18 protein-coding genes are annotated in these 20,683 nt (G+C 33.5%); 13 read left to right on the top strand and 5 right to left on the bottom strand.

Annotation, left to right across the window (positions count from 1 at the left end; genetic code table 11):
* Positions 1–203: 203 nt before the first annotated feature.
* The gene (locus OS191_RS12340) at positions 204–1,133 is read right to left on the bottom strand and encodes an isoaspartyl peptidase/L-asparaginase family protein (RefSeq protein WP_267156019.1); all 930 of its coding nucleotides are present in this window, start codon (positions 1,131–1,133) and stop codon (positions 204–206) included.
* Positions 1,134–1,820: 687 nt separating this feature from the next.
* On the opposite strand from OS191_RS12340, the gene polA reads away from it, so the two are divergent.
* The 3 genes from polA (at position 1,821) to OS191_RS12325 (ending at position 7,104) form a co-directional block, all read left to right on the top strand.
* Positions 1,821–4,661, top strand: coding sequence for a DNA polymerase I (gene polA, locus OS191_RS12335; protein ID WP_267156018.1), 2,841 nt, complete (start codon positions 1,821–1,823; stop codon positions 4,659–4,661).
* Between the two features lie 101 nt (positions 4,662–4,762).
* Positions 4,763–6,028 carry a DNA cytosine methyltransferase gene (locus OS191_RS12330; RefSeq protein ID WP_267156017.1) on the top strand — a complete coding sequence of 422 codons (1,266 nt, stop codon included), beginning with the start codon at positions 4,763–4,765 and terminating at the stop codon, positions 6,026–6,028.
* Positions 6,025–7,104 carry an HpaII family restriction endonuclease gene (locus OS191_RS12325; RefSeq protein ID WP_267156016.1) on the top strand — a complete coding sequence of 360 codons (1,080 nt, stop codon included), beginning with the start codon at positions 6,025–6,027 and terminating at the stop codon, positions 7,102–7,104. Before OS191_RS12330 ends, OS191_RS12325 begins: the two co-directional genes overlap by 4 nt.
* Positions 7,105–7,146: 42 nt before the next feature.
* On the opposite strand, the gene OS191_RS12320 is transcribed toward OS191_RS12325, so the two are convergent.
* Entirely contained in the window at positions 7,147–7,386 is a 240-nt protein-coding gene (locus OS191_RS12320; protein WP_267156015.1) for a hypothetical protein, read from the bottom strand.
* A gap of 66 nt (positions 7,387–7,452) precedes the next feature.
* Between OS191_RS12320 and OS191_RS12315 the strand changes: the two genes are divergently transcribed.
* Positions 7,453–7,818 carry a DUF3427 domain-containing protein gene (locus OS191_RS12315; RefSeq protein WP_323370138.1) on the top strand — a complete coding sequence of 122 codons (366 nt, stop codon included), beginning with the start codon at positions 7,453–7,455 and terminating at the stop codon, positions 7,816–7,818.
* Between the two features lie 273 nt (positions 7,819–8,091).
* Here OS191_RS12315 and OS191_RS12310 read toward each other — a convergent pair whose 3' ends face one another.
* Positions 8,092–8,652: a type 1 glutamine amidotransferase domain-containing protein gene (locus OS191_RS12310; RefSeq protein ID WP_267156014.1), complete on the bottom strand. Its 561-nt coding sequence runs from the start codon at positions 8,650–8,652 to the stop codon at positions 8,092–8,094.
* A 348-nt stretch (positions 8,653–9,000) separates the two neighbouring features.
* On the opposite strand from OS191_RS12310, the gene rplM reads away from it, so the two are divergent.
* The 9 genes from rplM to rpoN all read left to right on the top strand — a co-directional run bounded on the left by rplM (position 9,001) and on the right by rpoN (position 19,296).
* Entirely contained in the window at positions 9,001–9,456 is a 456-nt protein-coding gene (gene rplM / locus OS191_RS12305) for a 50S ribosomal protein L13 (protein WP_267156013.1), read from the top strand.
* A gap of 1 nt (position 9,457) precedes the next feature.
* The gene (rpsI, locus tag OS191_RS12300) at positions 9,458–9,844 is read left to right on the top strand and encodes a 30S ribosomal protein S9 (RefSeq protein ID WP_267156012.1); all 387 of its coding nucleotides are present in this window, start codon (positions 9,458–9,460) and stop codon (positions 9,842–9,844) included.
* Positions 9,845–10,048: 204 nt separating this feature from the next.
* The gene (gene rpsB / locus OS191_RS12295; RefSeq protein WP_267156011.1) at positions 10,049–10,825 is read left to right on the top strand and encodes a 30S ribosomal protein S2; all 777 of its coding nucleotides are present in this window, start codon (positions 10,049–10,051) and stop codon (positions 10,823–10,825) included.
* A 96-nt stretch (positions 10,826–10,921) separates the two neighbouring features.
* Complete coding sequence (gene tsf, locus OS191_RS12290) at positions 10,922–11,890, top strand: translation elongation factor Ts (RefSeq protein ID WP_267156010.1); 969 nt, start codon at positions 10,922–10,924, stop codon at positions 11,888–11,890.
* Positions 11,891–12,091: 201 nt separating this feature from the next.
* Positions 12,092–12,799 carry a UMP kinase gene (gene pyrH / locus OS191_RS12285; protein WP_267156009.1) on the top strand — a complete coding sequence of 236 codons (708 nt, stop codon included), beginning with the start codon at positions 12,092–12,094 and terminating at the stop codon, positions 12,797–12,799.
* 59 nt (positions 12,800–12,858) lie between these two features.
* Complete coding sequence (frr, locus tag OS191_RS12280) at positions 12,859–13,413, top strand: ribosome recycling factor (RefSeq protein WP_267156008.1); 555 nt, start codon at positions 12,859–12,861, stop codon at positions 13,411–13,413.
* A gap of 246 nt (positions 13,414–13,659) precedes the next feature.
* Positions 13,660–16,071, top strand: coding sequence for an efflux RND transporter permease subunit (locus OS191_RS12275; RefSeq protein WP_267156007.1), 2,412 nt, complete (start codon positions 13,660–13,662; stop codon positions 16,069–16,071).
* A 45-nt stretch (positions 16,072–16,116) separates the two neighbouring features.
* Entirely contained in the window at positions 16,117–17,550 is a 1,434-nt protein-coding gene (gene asnS, locus OS191_RS12270; protein ID WP_267156006.1) for an asparagine--tRNA ligase, read from the top strand.
* A 288-nt stretch (positions 17,551–17,838) separates the two neighbouring features.
* The gene (rpoN, locus tag OS191_RS12265) at positions 17,839–19,296 is read left to right on the top strand and encodes an RNA polymerase factor sigma-54 (protein ID WP_267156005.1); all 1,458 of its coding nucleotides are present in this window, start codon (positions 17,839–17,841) and stop codon (positions 19,294–19,296) included.
* A 68-nt stretch (positions 19,297–19,364) separates the two neighbouring features.
* On the opposite strand, the gene OS191_RS12260 is transcribed toward rpoN, so the two are convergent.
* Together OS191_RS12260 and OS191_RS12255 are read right to left on the bottom strand one after the other, a co-directional pair.
* A complete protein-coding gene (locus OS191_RS12260) occupies positions 19,365–20,003 on the bottom strand; it encodes a DUF6705 family protein (protein WP_267156004.1) in 639 nt (212 codons plus the stop codon).
* 6 nt (positions 20,004–20,009) lie between these two features.
* Positions 20,010–20,654: a DUF6705 family protein gene (locus OS191_RS12255; protein WP_267156003.1), complete on the bottom strand. Its 645-nt coding sequence runs from the start codon at positions 20,652–20,654 to the stop codon at positions 20,010–20,012.
* Positions 20,655–20,683 lie beyond the last annotated feature (29 nt).

The raw sequence follows: 20,683 nt of genomic DNA, 5'->3' as shown, positions 1-20,683 counted from the left end.
TGGAAACTCTCTTAGATTCGCTGAATTTTTAGGTAGAAATTGAAAATTCAAATTTCAAAGTAAATAAACAAACCCTCCGTCTATCCATCCTATATTCGGGCTAGCCACCTCCCTTTAACTAAAGGGAGGAGCCGAAAAAAGGAACAACTTAAGGACTGAAGTGATTGTTTTTCTACTAAACAATACGCGCACTAATACCTCTTTTACTTATATATAGAAACCTCTTCTTTTCCACTTGAAGATTTACTAGCTCGATACATCCCTTCTGTATTGAATGGCATGGCTATATTCCCTTTGGCATCTATAGCTACCAAGCCACCATCTCCACCTAATTCCAAAATGCGTTTGTTTATCACTTCATTTGAAGCGTCTTTTAAAGACATGTTTTTGTGTTCCATTAAGCAAGCCACATCGTAAGCTACCACACCGCGAATAAAAAACTCCCCACTTCCAGTACAGGAAATAGCACAGGTTTTATTATTGGCATAATTTCCAGCTCCAACCATAGGTGAATCGCCTACTCTTCCCCATTTTTTATTGGTCATCCCTCCTGTAGAAGTAGCTGCAGCAATATTGCCATCTTTATCGCAGGCCACGGCTCCAACGGTTCCAAATTTTGAATCCTTTTTTGTTGAGTGATCCAACTGAAAACTATCTGTATCTTTTATTTCCAGCCATTGTTTATGTCTAAACTCATCATAGAAATACGAAGGGTCTTCTAATTTATAGTTTAATTCTTTTGCAAACTGCATGGCTCCATCACCAGCTAAGAATACATGTTCGCTCTTTTCCATGACATCTTTGGCCAAACTCACTGGATTTTTAATTCCAGTTATTAATGAAACGGCTCCCGCATTTAAGGTTTTTCCATCCATGATACTCGCATCCATTTCATGAGATTCTGTAGCTGTAAACACAGCACCTTTTCCCGCATTAAACAAATGAGAATCTTCAAGTATTTTAACAGCTGTTTCCACAGCATCGGTGGCTTTACCTCCATTTTCTAAAACAACATACCCCTTATCTAGAGCCTCTTTTAAGGCTTGTCTATATTGGGTTTCAAGTTCTGGTGTCATCATGCCTTTTACTAAAGTTCCTGCACCTCCATGGATGGCTATTGAAAATGTATTCATACATCTATTTTTTGAGTTTCAAAGATACGTTTTGCATTTGAAAGTAAGCAGGACTCTATTTAAAAAGACAATATATTAGCTTTAAATTCCATACGAACTATTTACGAGGTCATCACAAAGTCACTACGCAGTCAAATTTATCCTAAATTTCACGAATTTTAACACTTTAGATTATGTGAATTCATTTTGTAGGAAAAAACGCTTGCTACCATAGGAAAGGTATAGGGAAGGTATAGGAAAGGTATGGGAAAGGCATAGGAAAGGTATTAGAAAGACACAAAAGAGGTTTAGGAATACCATGTGGATTTGATTTTTACTTATTAGGGATTTAATAGGGAAAGTTTCTCCTTTAAGTTTTGCTTGTATGTTAACGCTTCATATGGTAATTTCAAACTCCCTGTTCAGACTTTGTCTTTAACACCCTTTTTCACTAAAAGAGGCTGAGCTTTGACACGGACTATGTACGGACTATGTACGGACCATCTACGGACTATCTACGAACTACCTAAGAACTGCCAATAAAGTTGACCCTTCTTAAAATAGCTATAACCGTTACCAAAAAACCATTTGCCAGGTCAGATCTATTTCAAGATGAATCTGTTTAAAAAAAATTCACCTGTGCTTATTAAAAAACATATCGGTCTAATAACTTTTTCGTAGCTTTGAAATCCTTTCAAAATTTACACCATGTCCGATCAAAAACGACTTTTTTTAGTAGATGCTTACGCCTTAATTTTTCGTGGCTATTACGCCTTTATAAAAAACCCAAGAATCAACTCCAAAGGAGAAGATACCTCAGCCATTATGGGGTTTATGAATTCTCTACTAGATGTTATTAAACGTGAGAGACCAGACCACCTAGCGGTTTGTTTTGATAAAGGAGGAAGTACTGACAGAGTCGAACTATTTGAAGCCTATAAAGCCAACAGAGACGAAACACCAGAAGGCATAAAAACGGCTGTTCCATATATTTATGAGATTTTAAAAGCCATGCATATTCCAATTATGGTCAAAGAAGGTTACGAAGCCGATGATGTTATTGGAACTCTTGCTAAAAAAGCTGAAAAAGAAGGCTATCAAACCTATATGGTAACCCCTGACAAAGATTTTGCGCAACTAGTTTCTGAGAATATTTTTATGTACAGACCTATTTTTGGAGGTGGCTACGAAACCTGGGGTATCCCTGAAGTTCAGAAAAAATTTGAAGTTACAGATCCGTTACAAGTCATTGATTTTCTAGGCATGATGGGAGATGCATCCGATAATATTCCTGGTCTTCCTGGAGTTGGAGAAAAAACAGCAAAAAAGTTTATCAATCAGTTTGGCAGCATGGAGGGTTTACTGGCCAATACCGATCAGCTTAAAGGAAAAATGAAAGAGAAGGTTGAGGCAAATGGCGAATTAGGCTTGTTATCTAAACAATTAGCAACCATTATGCTAGATGTTCCTGTAGAATTTGATGCCAAAGATTTTGAAATGTCGGAGCCGGATATTCCAAAGGTGACAGAAATCTTTCAAGAATTAGAATTTAGACGTCTGATTGATAATTTTTTAAAAACCTTTTCGGCAGACGCCACTCAAGCAGCTCAAACAACTGAAAAAAAAGAAGCACCTAAAACCACTCCAAAAGAGGATAAATCGGCAGGAGCTGGTCAGTTTTCATTATTTGGTGGTGGGGAACCTTCAGCAAGCGACACGGTTTCAGAGCATTCTAGAAAAACTATTGAAACTAGCTCGCACTTTTATCAAAGTGTGGCAGCAGGCATGGCGACAACCCTCTTCATTAAAAATTTAATGAATCAAACTTCTGTGTGTTTTGATACGGAAACTACCAGTTTAAATCCGTTAGAAGCTGAATTGGTTGGAATTGCTTTTTCATGGGACATTGGCAAAGGGTTTTACTTACCATTTCCAGAAAACAAAACCGAAGCACAAGACCTTATTGAGCAATTACGTCCGTTTTTTGAAGCCGAGAATATTGAAAAAGTAGGACAGAATTTAAAATACGATATAAAAGTTTTAAGAAAATACGATATTAAGGTCAAAGGCAAACTGTTTGATACCATGTTAGCTCATTATCTCATCAATCCAGATATGCGACATAATATGGACGTATTGGCTGAAACGTATTTAAATTATACCCCAATTTCCATCACTGAATTACTAGGTAAAAAAGGAAAAAACCAGCTATCGATGAGAGATGTTCCCTTGGAAAAACAAACCGAGTATGCTGTGGAAGATGCCGACATCACGCTTCAGTTAAAAGAGCATTTTACCAAAGAATTAGGTGAGGCCAATACCCAAAAATTATTTGATGAGATAGAAATTCCGTTGCTTCGCGTGTTGGCAGACATGGAATTGGAAGGCATTAATTTGGATACCACATTTTTAAATTCACTTTCAGAACAATTAGATAGTGATATTCAATCTTTAGAAACACATATTTATAAAGAAGCCGGTGAGGAATTTAATATTGCTTCTCCAAAACAATTGGGAGACATTTTATTCGATAAATTGAAATTGGTTGATAAACCTAAAAAAACCAAAACGGGACAATATGCCACTTCCGAAGATATTTTATCTTACCTGGCCAAAGACCATGAAATTATTAAACACATTTTAGAATATCGTGGCTTGGCCAAACTAAAAAGCACCTATATAGATGCGTTACCATTACAGGTAGAGCCTACCACTGGGCGTGTACACACAGATTATATGCAAACTGTTGCTGCCACAGGACGTTTAAGTAGTAACAATCCGAATTTACAGAATATTCCTATTAGAACTGAACGAGGCCGACAAGTTAGAAAAGCTTTTGTTCCAAGAAATGAAGATTACACCTTATTGGCTGCCGATTATTCGCAAATTGAATTACGTGTTATTGCAGCCTTAAGTCAAGAAGAAACCATGATAGAAGCCTTTAAAAACGGAGAAGATATTCATGCTTCTACAGCTTCTAAGGTTTTTGGAGTTCCTATTAACGAAGTCACTAGAGAACAACGTAGTAATGCCAAAACCGTAAACTTTGGAATTATTTATGGCGTGTCTGCTTTTGGATTAAGCAATCAAACCGATTTGTCCAGAGGGGAAGCTAAAGAACTGATTGACACCTATTACGAAACCTATCCGAAACTGAAAAGTTATATTGGAAAACAAGTAGATTTTGCTCGTGATCATGGGTATGTGCAAACTGTTTTGGGAAGACGCAGGTATTTAAAGGACATCAATTCCAGAAATGCAGTAGTAAGAGGTGCTGCAGAGCGAAACGCCGTCAATGCACCTATACAAGGTAGTGCAGCAGACATTATTAAAATTGCCATGATACATATTCACAACAAACTAGAGGCTGGGAATTATAAAACCAAAATGCTTTTACAGGTGCATGATGAATTGGTTTTTGATGTGTATAAACCAGAATTAGAGGACATGAAAACGCTGATTAAAACCGAAATGGAAAACGCTTTTAAACTGCAGGTGCCTTTGGATGTGGATTTAGATGTTGGTGATAATTGGTTGGAGGCGCATTAGGAATGAACAGAATTAAATTTCAGTATAACGATGCAATTTCATTGAATGCCTTCAATCACAATTTTTTCATAACTTGCGTTCTTAACTTACAGACAATATAAGTGGCTTTAGAAGAAAAAATATCAATTGAAAATTTTGAAGATAAAAAATTCAAAATCAGACTTGTAGAATCTAAAAAAGATACAGAAGCTGCCTTTACACATTATTTACATAATCAAAAAAATGGAGTTTCTAAATTCTATAAGCCTGATGCATTAGAGCACGTGAAAAATTTATTTAAGTATAAATTTCCTGATACCACAATATCTAACATAGCAGCAGAAGAAGCACTTCAATATTTAATTTTTCAACAAGAAGAGATACCTTTTCCTGCTCCCGAAAAACCTGATTTTAAATTTATTGACCTTTTTGCTGGAATTGGTGGATTTAGATTAGCATTTCAAAACCTTAAGGGTAAATGCGTATTTACAAGCGAATGGGATAAATATTCAAAGTTAACCTACAAAGCAAATTTTGGTGAAGTACCTTTTGGAGATATAACCAAACCTGTAACTAAAAACTATATTCCTGATGAATTTGATGTTTTATGTGCGGGATTTCCTTGCCAAGCTTTTTCAATTGCTGGAAAACGTGGTGGCTTTGAGGACACTAGAGGTACATTGTTTTTTGATGTTGCAGAAATAATAAAAAAGAAGAAACCAAAAGCAATTTTTCTAGAAAATGTAAAAGGTTTAAGAAGTCACGACAAAGGAAAGACTTTAGCAACAATTCTAAATGTTTTACGAGAAGATTTAGGATATTTTGTACCAGAACCACAAATAATAAATGCAAAGGAATTTGGGGTTCCCCAAAATAGAGAGCGAATTTTTATCGTTGGTTTTAGAAAAGATTTAAATATTACAGAATTTGAATACCCAAAACCGATTAAGAAAAAAGTAACACTTCAAAGTATTCTAGAAACTGAAACAGTTTCAGTAAAATATTATCTATCGGAAACTTACATAAACACATTACGAAATCACAAAGCTAGACACGCCAGCAAAGGTAATGGTTTTGGTTACGAAATTATTCCAAATGATGGAACTGCTAACGCAGTAGTCTGTGGAGGAATGGGTAGAGAAAGGAATTTAGTATTAGATTATAGATTAACTAACTTTGTACCTGTAACTCATATTAAGGGAGAAGTTAATCGAGAAGGAATAAGAAAAATGACCCCTCGAGAATGGGCAAGACTTCAAGGTTTTCCCGACAGTTTTAAAATCGTAGTTTCTGACGCACAAGCATATAAACAATTTGGAAATTCAGTTGCTGTTCCAGCAATTCAAGCAACAGCGGAAAAAATAATAGAAAAACTTAACGGCAAATGATTACAGGAAATAAAGGTGAATGGAGCGAAATTTATGCTCTCTTCAAATTATTAGGTGATAAACAATTATTTCTTGGAAACAAAGATATTGAGAAACTTGAAGGTTTAGTATATCCCATAATTAAAATACTTCGCACAGAAAATAATGGCGATTTTGAATACTCCATTCAAGATGAGTTAATCATAATTTCAGGAAATGAAGAAGTCTTGAAAGTTCCAATTTCGGAATTTAAAGAAAAAGCTTTATTTCTATTAGGGGCAATTAAAGATAACAAAGAAAGAACATTTTCAGTCCCTGAAATAGAGGAGTTTATGCAATCCATTAATTGTATTTCATTAAAAGCAAATTCTTCTGCAAAAACAGACATTACAATTATAGTTCACGACCAAAGAACAAATCAGCAACCAACTCTTGGGTTTAGCATAAAATCTCAACTCGGAAACCCTTCTACTTTACTCAATGCTGGGGAAACGACAAATTTCATTTTCAAAATTATCGGTTTAATTTTAACTGAAAATCAAATTGAAAATATTAATTCAATTGAAACTAGAAGTAAAATAATGGATAGAATCGTTCAAATTCAAAACAGAGGTGGAGAATTTGAGTTTTTAAAACCCGAGCGACAAATATTTTCAAATAATCTTGTTTTAATAGATAGTCTACTTCCTGAAATTTTGTCTAAAATTGTTTTAAATTTCTATACGAGTGAGTTTTCACATTTGACTGATTTAGTTAATCTATCAGCCAAAGAAAACCCATTGAACTTTGACATTGAAAACGAACATAAGTTTTACGAGTACAAGATTAAACGATTCTTAACTGATGTTGCACTTGGAATGATGCCATCGAAAGTTTGGACAGGTCAATATGATACAACAGGTGGGTATTTGATTGTAAAAGAAAATGGAGATGTTTTGTGTTATCATATATATAACAGAAATGAGTTTGAAGATTATTTATTAAATAACACCAAACTAGAAACGGCAAGCTCAACTCGTCATAAGTTTGGGAAAATTTACGAATCAAATGGTGATTTATTGTTCAATTTAAATTTACAAATTAGATTTATAAAATAACCTGTTAATACACACTAGCTACATACAATAAGTATCATGTTTCTAACCTATAATCTGTCTAATTATAATAGAAATAGCTTCTGATTTACCTAAAATATTATCAAATTCTCTTAAAGAATCTTCATCTCTATAAACACCATTTCTATCATTCCAAACTAACCACTCAATTAAATCTTCACGAGACCAAGAATTCAATTCGGCTTGAAGCTTATCACCACGCAATTCCATTATTTGGTAATTTGGATGTCTTAACTTTTCTTCTTCACTTACAGACGTATACATGAGTTTTAATATATAAAATTTGACATATAAATGTACTAAAAATAGCATTATAATGCTAATAATTAGATTGTTAAAACACAAATATTTATCATCAAGAAAATAAAGTCAGAAGAAAATTTTTCACCAACTACCATGTATGATGATTATGCCGTTAATGAGTTATTATTTCATTGGCAAACACAAAACTCTGCAAGACCAGATTTAGGAAAAGGATTATCTTATATCAAACATAAAGAACAAAACAAACGAATTTTACTTTTTGTCAGAGAAAAAGCAAAAAATGAATATGGAAATAGTTTGGGTTATGTTTTTATTGGGGAAGGCGAATTAAAAGACTATAGAGGCTCTAAACCTATGAGTATAAATTGGGAACTTCAAGAACCAATGCCTCATTATTTGTGGAAAGATGCTGCCAAACTTTCTATTGGATAGTTTATTATTGAATGTTATAATTAACCTTTTTTTATTTAAAATTCATTTTTAGTAACAAATAGGTTATTTACACATCAAACATGTAAATGAATATGATAATAACTTTCTGTTACATGTAGCTTTTTATAAATTAATTATTACCAACCTCTAGAAAATTATAATTGAAAGACTATTTTCAGCTTCAATTTAAATTGTTAAATAGGAATATAAAACATTAAAAAAAGCAGAACTTTAATTAAAGTTCTGCTTTAGTATTTTAAACTTATTTAAAAATTATGCCATTTGCATGTCGTGCTTACCTTCATAAACTTCTTCTACTAGTTTTGAATTAAAGGCTTGCAAATCTTCTGGTGAACGACTTGTTACTAAGCCTTCATCTACAACCACTTCTTGGTCTACCCAATTGGCACCTGCATTTTTAATATCTGTTTTTATAGAACTATAAGATGTTACTTTTCTTCCTTTTAACACATCTGCTTCTGCTAATAACCATGGTCCATGGCAAATAGCTCCTACAGGTTTCTTGTTTTCAAAAAACGATTTTACAAAAGCTACTGCTTTCTCATTTCTTCTTAATAAATCAGGATTTATAACACCTCCTGGTAACATTAAAGCATGATAGTCCTTTTGCGAAACTTCGTCAATCGTTTTATCTACTTGATAGGTATTACTCCAATTTCCATCTGCCCAGCTCTTTATATTTCCAGCTTCCAAAGAAACGATGTGCACATCTGCTCCTGCTTCTTCTAAAGCTTTTTTTGGTTCTCTTAATTCACTTTCTTCAAATCCATTGGTTGCTAATATAGCAACGGTCTTTCTATTTAAGTTTTCCATTTTATTATATATTTTAATTAACAATTCGTTACTTCTAATATAAGCTTAATGAGGCCTGAACACAAGCAATTAGGGTGGTTTAACCCAAGATTAACGAATATTGTTAAAGAGTCTTAAATGAGAAAGACCCATTATGATACAGATTTATTTGAGGCTAAAAAACAAACAGAAAAAAATCTGAAAAATTTATATATAATCAAGAGCAAAAAAGATATAAACAAAGTTATCAAAAATAACTTTCCTCTCTATTTGGTAATCAAATATATAATCGTAAATTTGCAAACTCTTTAAAAGAGAGGAATGTTTAATCTATTATGCCTAAGCATAATAAAAAAATTAATTAATAACGTGGACACATTAAGCTACAAAACGATATCAGCTAACAAAGCTACTGTAAACAAGCAGTGGGTTTTAGTAGATGCTGATGGTCAAAGCCTAGGGCGTTTATCATCTAAAGTTGCTAAACTTTTAAGAGGTAAACATAAGCCTAACTTCACACCACATGTTGATTGTGGAGATAACGTCATTGTTATCAATGCAGAAAAAATCAACTTAACAGGAAACAAATGGGACGATAAAACTTACATTCGTCACACAGGTTATCCAGGTGGTCAAAGAAGTTTATCTGCTACAGAAATGTTTGGAAAAGATCCAGCAAGATTAGTAGAGAAATCAGTAAAAGGAATGTTACCTAAAAACAAATTAGGTGCCGATTTATTCCGTAATTTAAATGTTGTTGTTGGAACAGCTCATTCTCATGAAGCTCAAAAACCAAAAACAATTAACCTAGAAGAATTCAAATAACATGGAAGTAATTCACAAAATTGGTCGTAGAAAGACGGCTGTTGCTCGTGTGTATGTTGCCGAAGGAAAAGGAAACATCACGATTAATAAAAAAGACTTAACTAATTACTTTCCTACTGCTACCTTGCAGTACAAAGTAAATCAACCTTTAGTTTTGACTAACAATGATGGCAACTTTGATATTACAGTAAATGTATTTGGAGGAGGTATTACAGGTCAAGCAGAAGCCATCCGTTTAGGGTTATCTCGTGCTATGTGCGAATTAGATCCAGAAAACAGATTGACTTTAAAACCAGAAGGTTTATTAACAAGAGATCCAAGAATGGTTGAACGTAAGAAATTCGGTCAGAAGAAAGCTCGTAAGAAATTTCAATTCTCTAAACGTTAATATATCTTCAACAGGATGGGACATCTTTATTATAAGTATCTCCATCTTGTTGAAAACAAACAAAAAAATAACTCAGTTATTGTTGTCCATGATTATTCCTAAACAAGGAACATCAGGATTTAGTTTAGCATCTAAATGATTTAGGCGACTTGCAAAAGAACCACTAAATCATTGCTAATTCAACAGAACGTAAACTATTACAAAATGGCAGTAGAAGTAAAAGAATTACTTGAAGCAGGTGTACACTTTGGTCACCTTACGCGTAAATGGGATCCAAACATGGCTCCTTACGTATATATGGAGCGTAATGGCATCCATATTATTAACCTATACAAAACAGCAGCTAAAATTGAAGAAGCTGGAGCAGCACTTGCTAAAATTGCAGTTTCTGGACGTAAAATTTTATTTGTTGCTACAAAAAAACAAGCTAAAGATATTGTTGCTGAAAAAGCAGGGAACATCAACATGCCTTACATTACAGAAAGATGGCCAGGTGGTATGTTAACAAACTTTATTACTATTAGAAAAGCTGTTAAAAAAATGGCAACTATTGATAGAATGAAGAAAGATGGTACTTTCAATTCTTTATCTAAAAAAGAACGTTTACAAGTAGACCGTCAACGTGCTAAATTAGAAAAGAACTTAGGTTCTATTAGCGACATGACGCGTTTACCAGCTGCATTATTTGTAGTCGATATTAAGCGTGAACATATTGCGATTGCAGAAGCACAAAAATTAAACATTCCTATCTTTGCTATGGTAGATACCAACTCAGACCCACGTCAAGTTGATTATGTCATTCCTGCAAACGATGACGCTTCTAAGTCAATCGACAAAATTTTAACTTACGTAACTGATGCTATTGCTGGTGGATTAGCAGATAGAAAAGCAGAAAAAGATGCAACTAAAGCTGATGCACCTAAAGCTGATAAAAAATCTGCACCAAAAAAGAAAGCAGCAGCTCAAGAAGAGGAAGAATAAAAATTAATTAACACAATAATAAATAAGTCGTTTATTCTTTTCTACTGAAAATTGATTAAACGACTTTTTTAAATATTAAATATTAAAATGGAAGCTATGGTAAAAATTACAGCAGCAGAAGTAAATAAATTAAGACAAGCTACAGGTGCAGGAATGATGGACTGCAAAAAAGCATTGGTTGAAGCAGAAGGAAATTTTGATAAAGCCATTGAAGTTCTACGTAAAAAAGGACAAAAAGTAGCAGAAAAAAGAGCAGATCGTGAAAATTCTGAAGGTGCTGCTGTTTCTAAAATAAACAATGATAACACTGTTGGTGTTGCTATTGTTTTAGGTTGTGAAACTGATTTTGTTGGTAAAAACGACAACTTTGTAGCGCTTGCTAACGACCTTGCTGAAAAAGCAATTAACTTTAACTCTAAAGAAGACTTTTTATCGTCTGATTTTGGAGGGATGACAGTTGCTGAGAAATTAATTGAACAAACAGGAGTTATTGGTGAGAAATTAGAAATCACAGCTTTTGAAAAATTAGAAGCTCCTTTTGTAGGAACTTATGTTCACATTAATAAAATTGCAGCTTTAGTTGGTTTATCTTCTAAAGTAGATAATGCGGAGACTTTAGTAAAAGACGTGTCTATGCAAGTAGCATCTATGGGAGCAACCACATTATCTTATAAAGATTTTGATCCTGCTTTTATAGCCTCAGAAACTGAAGCAAGAATTGCAGTAATAGAAAAAGATAATATTGAATTAGGACGTTTAGGAAAAACTCTTAAAAATGTGCCTCAATATATTTCTATGGCTCAATTAACTCCTGAAGTATTAGCTCAAGCAGAAGAATCTGCAAAAGCTGAACTTAAAGCTGAAGGAAAACCAGAACAAATTTGGGATAAAATTCTTCCAGGAAAAATGGAACGTTTTATTTCTGATAATACGACTTTAGATCAAGAAAAATGTCTATTAGATCAAAAGTTTATTAAAGATGAAAAGCAAAATGTTGCGGAATATGTTAAATCTTTTGGTGATGTTGAAGTTACCGGATTTAAACGTGTCTCTGTAGGAGAATAATAAATTCCATCACCTGGCTGTCGCAGGCAGAAAGGAAAGCAGGAATTGCTTAAAATACAAACCACTACTCTTTTATAGAGCTAGTGGTTTTTTTATTTACAAAATCTCATTTTTTAAAAATTCAAAAAATAAAAATTTTATGTAGCTTTGCAAAACGCTTTATTCCTGTTGAAACAGGAATGATATTCATCTAAAAAACACATGAAATACAAAAGAATTCTCTTAAAATTATCAGGCGAAGCCTTAATGGGTAATAGACAATATGGGATTGATCCTGAAAGATTGGCCGAATACGCAAAAGACATCAAGGAAATAACAGAATTGGGACTTGAAGTTGCTATAGTTATTGGTGGAGGAAATATTTTTAGGGGTGTTGCAGGAGCAAGTAATGGTATGGATCGCGTGCAAGGAGACCACATGGGCATGCTTGCAACCGTAATTAACGGACTGGCTTTACAAAGTGCCCTAGAAGATGCAGAGGTGCCAACCAGACTACAGACTGCCATCCATATTGAAGAAGTGGCCGAACCTTTTATTAGAAGGCGCGCCTTAAGACATTTGGAAAAAGGTCGCGTGGTTATTTTTGGAGGTGGTACAGGAAATCCTTACTTTACAACAGATTCTGCTGCTGTTTTACGTGCTATAGAAATTAAAGCTGATGTTATTTTAAAAGGCACACGTGTTGATGGCATTTATAATGCAGATCCTGAAAAAGACTCTAAAGCAACAAAATTTGACCATATTACTTTTGACGATGTGTTGAGAAAAGGTCTAAAAGTCATGGATACCACAGCATTTACTTTAAGTCAGGAAAACGAATTACCAATTATTGTTTTCGATATGAATAAAAAAGGAAACCTATTAAAAGTAGTTTCTGGTGAAAATATTGGAACCAAAGTTAATTTATAATACTTACATTTACTTTTGGCTTATTTTTTGAATAGCCTTTAAAAATTAAAATTTAAAAGATGAACGAAGACATTCAGTTTATTTTAGACTCGGCAAAAGAATCTATGGATGCCGCTATTAAACATCTAGAAAAACAATTTGTAAACATTAGAGCTGGAAAAGCAAGTCCTGCCATGTTAGGAAGTGTGATGGTTGATTATTATGGTTCGCAAACGCCATTAAGTCAAGTTGCCAATGTTAATACGCCAGATGGAAGAACCATTACCGTACAGCCCTGGGAAAAAAACATGCTTCAAGAAATTGAAAGAGGGATTATGTATGCGAATTTAGGGTTTAACCCTATGAATAATGGCGACACCATTATTATTAATGTACCACCTTTAACAGAAGAGCGCAGACGCGATTTAGTAAAACAAGCAAAGATTGAAACCGAAGATGCAAAAATAAGTATCCGTACTGCCAGAAAAGATGCTAACGACGATATTAAGAAAGCAGATGTTTCTGAAGATCTTCAAAAAAATGCTGAAGCAGACATTCAAAAATTAACCGATAAATATGTTCTTAAAATTGACTCCTTAATGGACGTCAAGGAAAAAGAAATCATGACCGTATAATTTTAAAAGCGACTTAAAAAAGTCGCTTTTTTTATGCCTCTATTTTCCTCAATGAACGCTATCTTTTCCCCATGTATTTCCAATTAAAAAATTATTAAAACCCTGTTTTAATAAGACAATTTGAACATTTCATATTCAATATCAGGACTTTTTCCTTAAAGATTCATTTTAACAAGACATTATACTTAAAATCAGCGAGCAAATAGATTGCTTTTCCCTAACTTTGCGCCTGTTTTTATTTTAAGTATGTTTAAATTATTCACAAAAGGATTTTGGGATGTTATTGCACGTATTATTCTTAGAAATAAGATTGCAATCCTTCTTGCTATTGTCTTGGTTACTATTCTTTTTAGTACCCAATGGAAAAACATGCGCTTTACTTATACCGAGGCCAACTTACTTCCTGACGACCATGAGGTCAACTTAGTTTATTATGATTTTTTAAAGATTTTTGGGGAAGAAGGAAATCTGATTGTTCTTGGAGTAAAAGATTCATCGCTGTTTACGGTTGAAAACATCAATGCCTGGAATAAGTTCTCTGAGTCTTTTAAAAATTTAGATGAAATTGAAGCTGTTGTATCTATTAAGGATCTTCAGAAATTAATAAAAGATACAGAAAGCGAGCGTTTTAAGCTAGAACCTTTTATTACCGATTCAATCCATAGCTTAACGCAACTAGATACACTACAGCAAGATTTATTTGAAAAATATCCCTTTTACGATAACTTCCTGTTTAACAAAAACACTAAAACCATTCGTTCGGCTATCTATCTTAAAAAAGAGATTGTAAACACAGCTGCACGGAAAGATTTTGTTTTCGATCATTTAATGCCTAAAGTGGATGCTTTTGAAGTAGCAACTGGCTTAGATGTCCGTGTTTCTGGAATGCCTTATGTACGTACGCTTAACGCACAGAACATTGTTGACGAAATCGGAACATTTATTGGTTTGGCTCTGACTGTAACATCTTTAATTTTCTTTTTCTTTTTTAGATCGGTTAGAGCAACCCTTATCTCTTTATTAGTGGTTTCTATAGGCGTTATGTGGACCTTTGGCATTATAGGGTTTTTAAACTATGAGATCACAGTTCTTACAGCTTTAATACCTCCTTTAATAATTGTTATTGGAATTCCTAACTGTATCTTTTTAATAAATAAATATCAAAATGAGGTAAAACTTCATGGGAACAAAGTAAGATCTTTACAACGGGTTATTACTAAAGTTGGAAATGCCACCTTATTAACTAACTTAACTACAGCTTCAGGGTTTGCCACTTTTATGCTCACCCAAAGCACGCTTTTAAAAGAGTTTGGAATTGTAGCTTCATTAAGTATTATCTCTATTTTTATCCTGTGTATTTTAATAATTCCTATTATTTACACCTTTTTACCTTATCCTAAAGACAGGCATTTAGAGCATTTAAACAAGCGCTGGATTGGTGGTTTTACCAATTGGATAGAACGCATGGTAAAACAAAGACGTATTACTATTTATATTTCGGCTATCCTGCTGCTGGTAATTAGTATTATCGGCATCTATCAAATAAAAATATCCGGAAGCTTGATAGAGGACATGTCTGAAGAAGCTGAATTTTTCCAAGACATTCGTTTTTTTGAAGAAGAGTTTAACGGCATTATGCCTGTTGAAATTGTGGTAGATACTAAGCGCAAAAAAGGCGTGATGAAATTAGCTACCTTAAAGCGTATGGACCAACTGGAGGAAGTTATTTTAGAAACTCCAGAACTCTCTAAACCTATTTCTGTGGTCAGTCTTGTTAAATATTCCAAACAAGCTTATTACAATGGCAATCCTAAATATTACCAATTGCCGACCTCGCAAGAGAGTAGTTTTATTTTTAGTTATGCTAAAAACTCGACGTCCAATACCGATTTATTATCCAACTTTGTAGATAGTACAGGACAATATGCGCGTATTACCACCTTTATGAAGGATATTGGAACGGATAGAATGGAACGTATTGAAGACGACCTTCAGTCTAAAATAGATAAGGTTTTTCCAGAAGATAAATACAAGGTTACCATTACGGGAAAAGCTTTAGTTTTTCAAAAAGGAACCAAATATCTGGTTAAAAACTTAGCACTTTCCCTTTCTTTGGCCATTTTATTAATTGCCTTGCTTATGGCTTATATGTTCCGTTCGTTTAGAATGATTATCGTGTCGTTGGTACCTAACTTATTACCATTGGTTATTACAGCCGGTTTGATGGGCTATTTGGGAGTGCCTATAAAACCTTCAACCATTTTGGTGTTTAGTATTGCTTTCGGGATTTCGGTAGACGATACCATTCACTTTTTAGCCAAATACAGGCAAGAACTTCAGGCCAATCATTGGAAAATAAAAAAATCGGTTTATGGCGCACTTCGTGAAACTGGTGTAAGTATGTTCTATACATCCATTGTGTTATTCTTTGGATTTTTAGTCTTTACTTTTTCCAGTTTTGGTGGCACTGTTGCTTTAGGAGCTTTAGTTTCTGCTACTTTACTATTTGCTATGCTATCTAATTTATTATTACTTCCTTCGTTACTATTATCTCTAGAAAGAAGAATTGCCAATAAAGAAGTTTTAAAAGAACCTTCCATCAATATTATTCCGGAAGAAGATGAAGAAAACGATAACGACATTATAAACAATCATTAAGAAAATAAAACAAAGAATTACCTTTGTACACAAAATAATTACACCATGATATCGAGCACAATTGCAAACTTACTTTCAAAGAATAACAAATTACAAGATATTGAAGTAAAAGGTTGGGTTAGAACTTTTAGAGCCAAGCGTTTTATTGCCTTAAACGATGGTTCCACCATAAACAATATTCAATGTGTTGTAGATTTTGAGAACACAGACGAAGCTACTTTAAAGCGTATTACTACGGGAGCTGCTGTGCATATAAAAGGCTCTTTAACAGAAAGCCAAGGAAAGGGTCAAAGCGTAGAGATTCAAGTAAAATCTATTGAGATTTTAGGAGATTCTGATGCTGAATCGTTTCCAATTCAACCTAAAAAACACTCTTTCGAATTCTTAAGAGAAAATGCCCATTTAAGAACTAGAACGAATACGTTTAGTGCTGTTATGCGTTTGCGTTCTTCTCTTTCTTTTGCTATACATAAGTATTTTAACGAGAATGGATTTTACTATATGCACACCCCAATTATTACAGGGAGTGATGCTGAAGGCGCAGGAGAAATGTTTCGTGTGACTAATTTAGATGCCAAAAATCCTCCTTTAAACGAGAATGGAGAGGTTAATTATAAGGAAGATTTCTTCGGAAAAGAAACCAATCTAACCGTTTCCGGGCAATTAGAAGCTGAAGCCTATGCCATGTCTTTAGGCAAAGTGTACACCTTTGGTCCTACTTTTAGAGCTGAAAATTCAAATACTTCAAGACACTTAGCCGAATTCTGGATGATTGAACCAGAAGTCGCTTTTATGGATTTAGCTGGAAATATGGACTTAGCTGAAGACTTTATGAAGTCGGTTTTAAGCTATATTCTAGAGCATAATCGTGAAGACTTAGAGTTTTTAGAGAGTAGATTATTAGATGAAGAAAAGTCAAAACCTCAAGCCGAACGTAGCGACATGAGCTTAATTGAAAAAATTAAGTTTGTTGTGGATAACAATTTTAAACGAGTAAGCTATACCGAAGCTATTGAGATTTTAAGAGATTGCAAGCCTAATAAGAAGAAAAAATTCAAATATATTATTGACCAATGGGGCGCCGATTTACAAAGTGAACACGAACGTTATCTAGTGGAGAAACACTTTAACTGTCCTGTTATTTTGTTTGATTACCCTGCCAACATCAAAGCGTTTTATATGCGATTAAATGAAGATGGTAAAACCGTTCGCGCTATGGATATTTTATTCCCTGGGATTGGCGAAATGGTTGGAGGTTCGCAACGTGAAGAGCGTTTAGACGTTCTTAAAGAAAAAATGAAAGCTTTAGATATTGACGAAGAAGAATTGTGGTGGTATTTAGATTTAAGAAAATACGGAACTGCTGTACATTCTGGTTTTGGTTTAGGTTTTGAGCGCTTGGTGATGTTCGCCACAGGCATGGGTAACATTCGCGATGTGATTCCGTTTCCTAGAACGCCACAAAATGCTGAATTTTAAATTCCTGCCTTTTGACTTCGCTCAAGATAAACTTTGGCAGAAATCTTATTCTGATATTGATTCATATTTTATAGATTTATGGAGCTTTAAAGCTTTTGAAACCTTATAGGTTGTAAACACCATATTTTCATGTGTAAATAAATTGTTTTTATTTATTGTATAAAACATCTATAAAATCAGTATCTTCTATATTTATAAATAAACATTATAAATGTTTCATAAAACAATCTATATACATGTTTATTATAGATTGTTTTTTTTATTTTTATAAAGAACCAAATCATAATAATGCTTAAACAATATTTACAGTTTAAATTATCACAAAAGTTATCGCCTCAACAAATCCAATTGATGAAGCTGATACAATTGCCTACGCAAGCATTTGAACAACGCTTAAAACAAGAGTTGGAAGAAAATCCAGCCTTAGAAAGTGGAAAAGAGCAATTGGATGACTTTGATGACGATTTTGACAATACCAACGAATACGAGGATGATAATGAATCTATAAATGCAGACGATATTAATGTGGATGATTATTTAAGCGACGATGATATTCCTGATTATAGAACCCAAGCCAATAATTACAGTAGCGACGATGAAGAAAAAACCTTGCCTTATGCTGCTGGCACTTCATTTACGCAACATTTAATCAATCAACTGAATACGTTTAGATTAACGGATGACGAGTTTGATATTGCTGAATTTTTAGTAGGAAGCATTGACGAAAGTGGATATATCCGTAGAGAGTTAACAGATATTATGGACGATTTGGCTTTTACCCAAAACATTTATACTACAGAGGAAGAGATTAAAAAGGTGCTTAAAATAGTTCATCAATTAGATCCTGCTGGTGTTGGTGCGCGCAATCTGCAAGAATGTTTAAGTATTCAATTACATAGGAAACAGAAAAATCCGGATGTTGAATTGGCCATTGATATTATTGATAATGCTTTCGAGAAATTCACCAAAAAACATTATAAAAAACTACTTCAAAAATTCGATATTACCGAGCAGCAACTAAAGGATGCCATCGATGAAATAGAACGCCTCAATCCGAAACCAGGAGGTTCCTATTCTGGAAATAACCGTATGGTAGAACATGTGGTTCCAGATTTTGCTATTAAGATTGTAGATGGCGAATTGGAATTGACTCTAAACGGAAGAAATGCGCCTGAATTACATGTCTCCAGAGAGTACAACAACATGCTTAAAGGTTATAAAGAATCTAAGGACAAATCGAAATCGCAAAAAGATGCTGTGATGTTTATCAAACAAAAGTTGGATGCTGCCAAATGGTTTATTGATGCTATTAAACAGCGTCAGCAGACCTTATTTGTAACCATGAGTTCTATTATGCATTACCAAAAAGAATACTTTCTAACCGGAGATGAGCGCAAACTGCGACCAATGATTTTAAAAGATATTGCAGACGAGATAGAGATGGACGTTTCTACTGTTTCCAGAGTTGCTAATAGCAAATATGTGGATACGCCTTATGGCACCAAGTTGATAAAAGAATTCTTCTCAGAATCTATGACTAACGACCAAGGCGAAGAAGTTTCAACTAGAGAAATAAAAAAAATCTTAGAAACGGTTATTGAAGAAGAGAACAAAAGAAAACCAATGACAGATGATGCTTTAGCTAAAATATTAAAAGAAAAAGGATACCCTATTGCTAGAAGAACGGTTGCTAAATACAGAGAACAACTAGATATTCCTGTGGCTAGATTACGTAAAAAGATATAATAGTTTAGATTAAAAAAATGCCACGAATACACGAATATTAATTTAGTATTTGTGGCAAAATATTTTTCTTAATTCTGTTTTATAAATGTATAAATCCCGTCTGGAATAGTTATAGTATCTGGTCCAGAATAATCAATACTTGCATTTTCATTAAACTTCATATTAATTTTCGCTCTAATTTTTTCTACACCACCTTCTACAAATCGAGCCATTTTAATTTCACCCCATAATCCTAGTTTTGTTGGATCTAAAAGTGATAAAACAATAAAACGTGTATTTGACGCGCATTCAGGACATGGTGGTAATCCTCGATTGACAATCGTTATATATGATGAAACTATGCTGTTATCCAATCCATTATCAGGGTTAATTATTATTGGAATACCTATTGGTTCCATTAATGGGAATGTATTAACCAATTCTACACCGTTTTCTATATATTGATATTCGCCTACCAATAAATCTGCAAAATCACCGTTTCCATTATCATTCTGTATGATTTTATTGAAAATAATAGTTAAAGAATTATTCCCACTCTCCCATTTCCAAATCCCAACATAAGGATTGTAATCGTTATCAATGTCTTTTAAATAGGCATCATTCTCTGGAAGATCGATGCCAGTATCGTTAAAAATTGGTACAATGTTTTGTGCTTTGCAGCTTAAAACAACTAAAAAAATAATGTATGTTATAAATAATTGTTTCAAAAAATATTAATTCTGTTTTATAAATGTATAAATACCTTCTGGAATAGTTATAGTATCTGGTCCAGAATAATCAATACTTGCATTTTCATTAAACTTCATATTAATTTTCGCTCTAATTTTTTCTACACCACCTTCTACAAATCGTGCCATTTTAATTTCACCCCATAATCCTGGTTTTGTTGGATCTGAGATACTTAAAATTATAAAACGTGTATTTGGATCACATTCTGGACATGGTGGAAACCCTCTATCTATTGTCGTTATTACAATTGATGTTATATTATTATTTAAGGGGTCTTCTTGATTGATTATATTAGGAATTCCTATTGGCTCAATTAATGGACATGTATTGACCAATTCAACACTATTCTCTATGTACTTGTATTCGCCTAAAAGAAAATCAAAGTAATCACCACTCCCTGAAAGGTAATGTTCAAATTTATTAAAAATGATTGTTAAAGAATTACTCCCACTTTCCCATTTCCAAATACCAACATATGGATTATAATCGTTATCTACATCTTTATAATATCTATTTGTAATGGTTTCGTTTGTTTGATTACTTGTAACAGGATATAAGGGTGTTATTGATTGAGCTTTGCAGCTTAAAACAACTAAAAAAATAATGTATGTTATAAATAATTGTTTCAAAATAATTTTAAAAATATTACAAATTAGCA

The organism is Xanthomarina sp. F2636L, assembly GCF_026410195.1.
Lineage (GTDB): Bacteria > Bacteroidota > Bacteroidia > Flavobacteriales > Flavobacteriaceae > Xanthomarina.
This window is presented reverse-complemented; position numbering and strand designations above follow the sequence as displayed.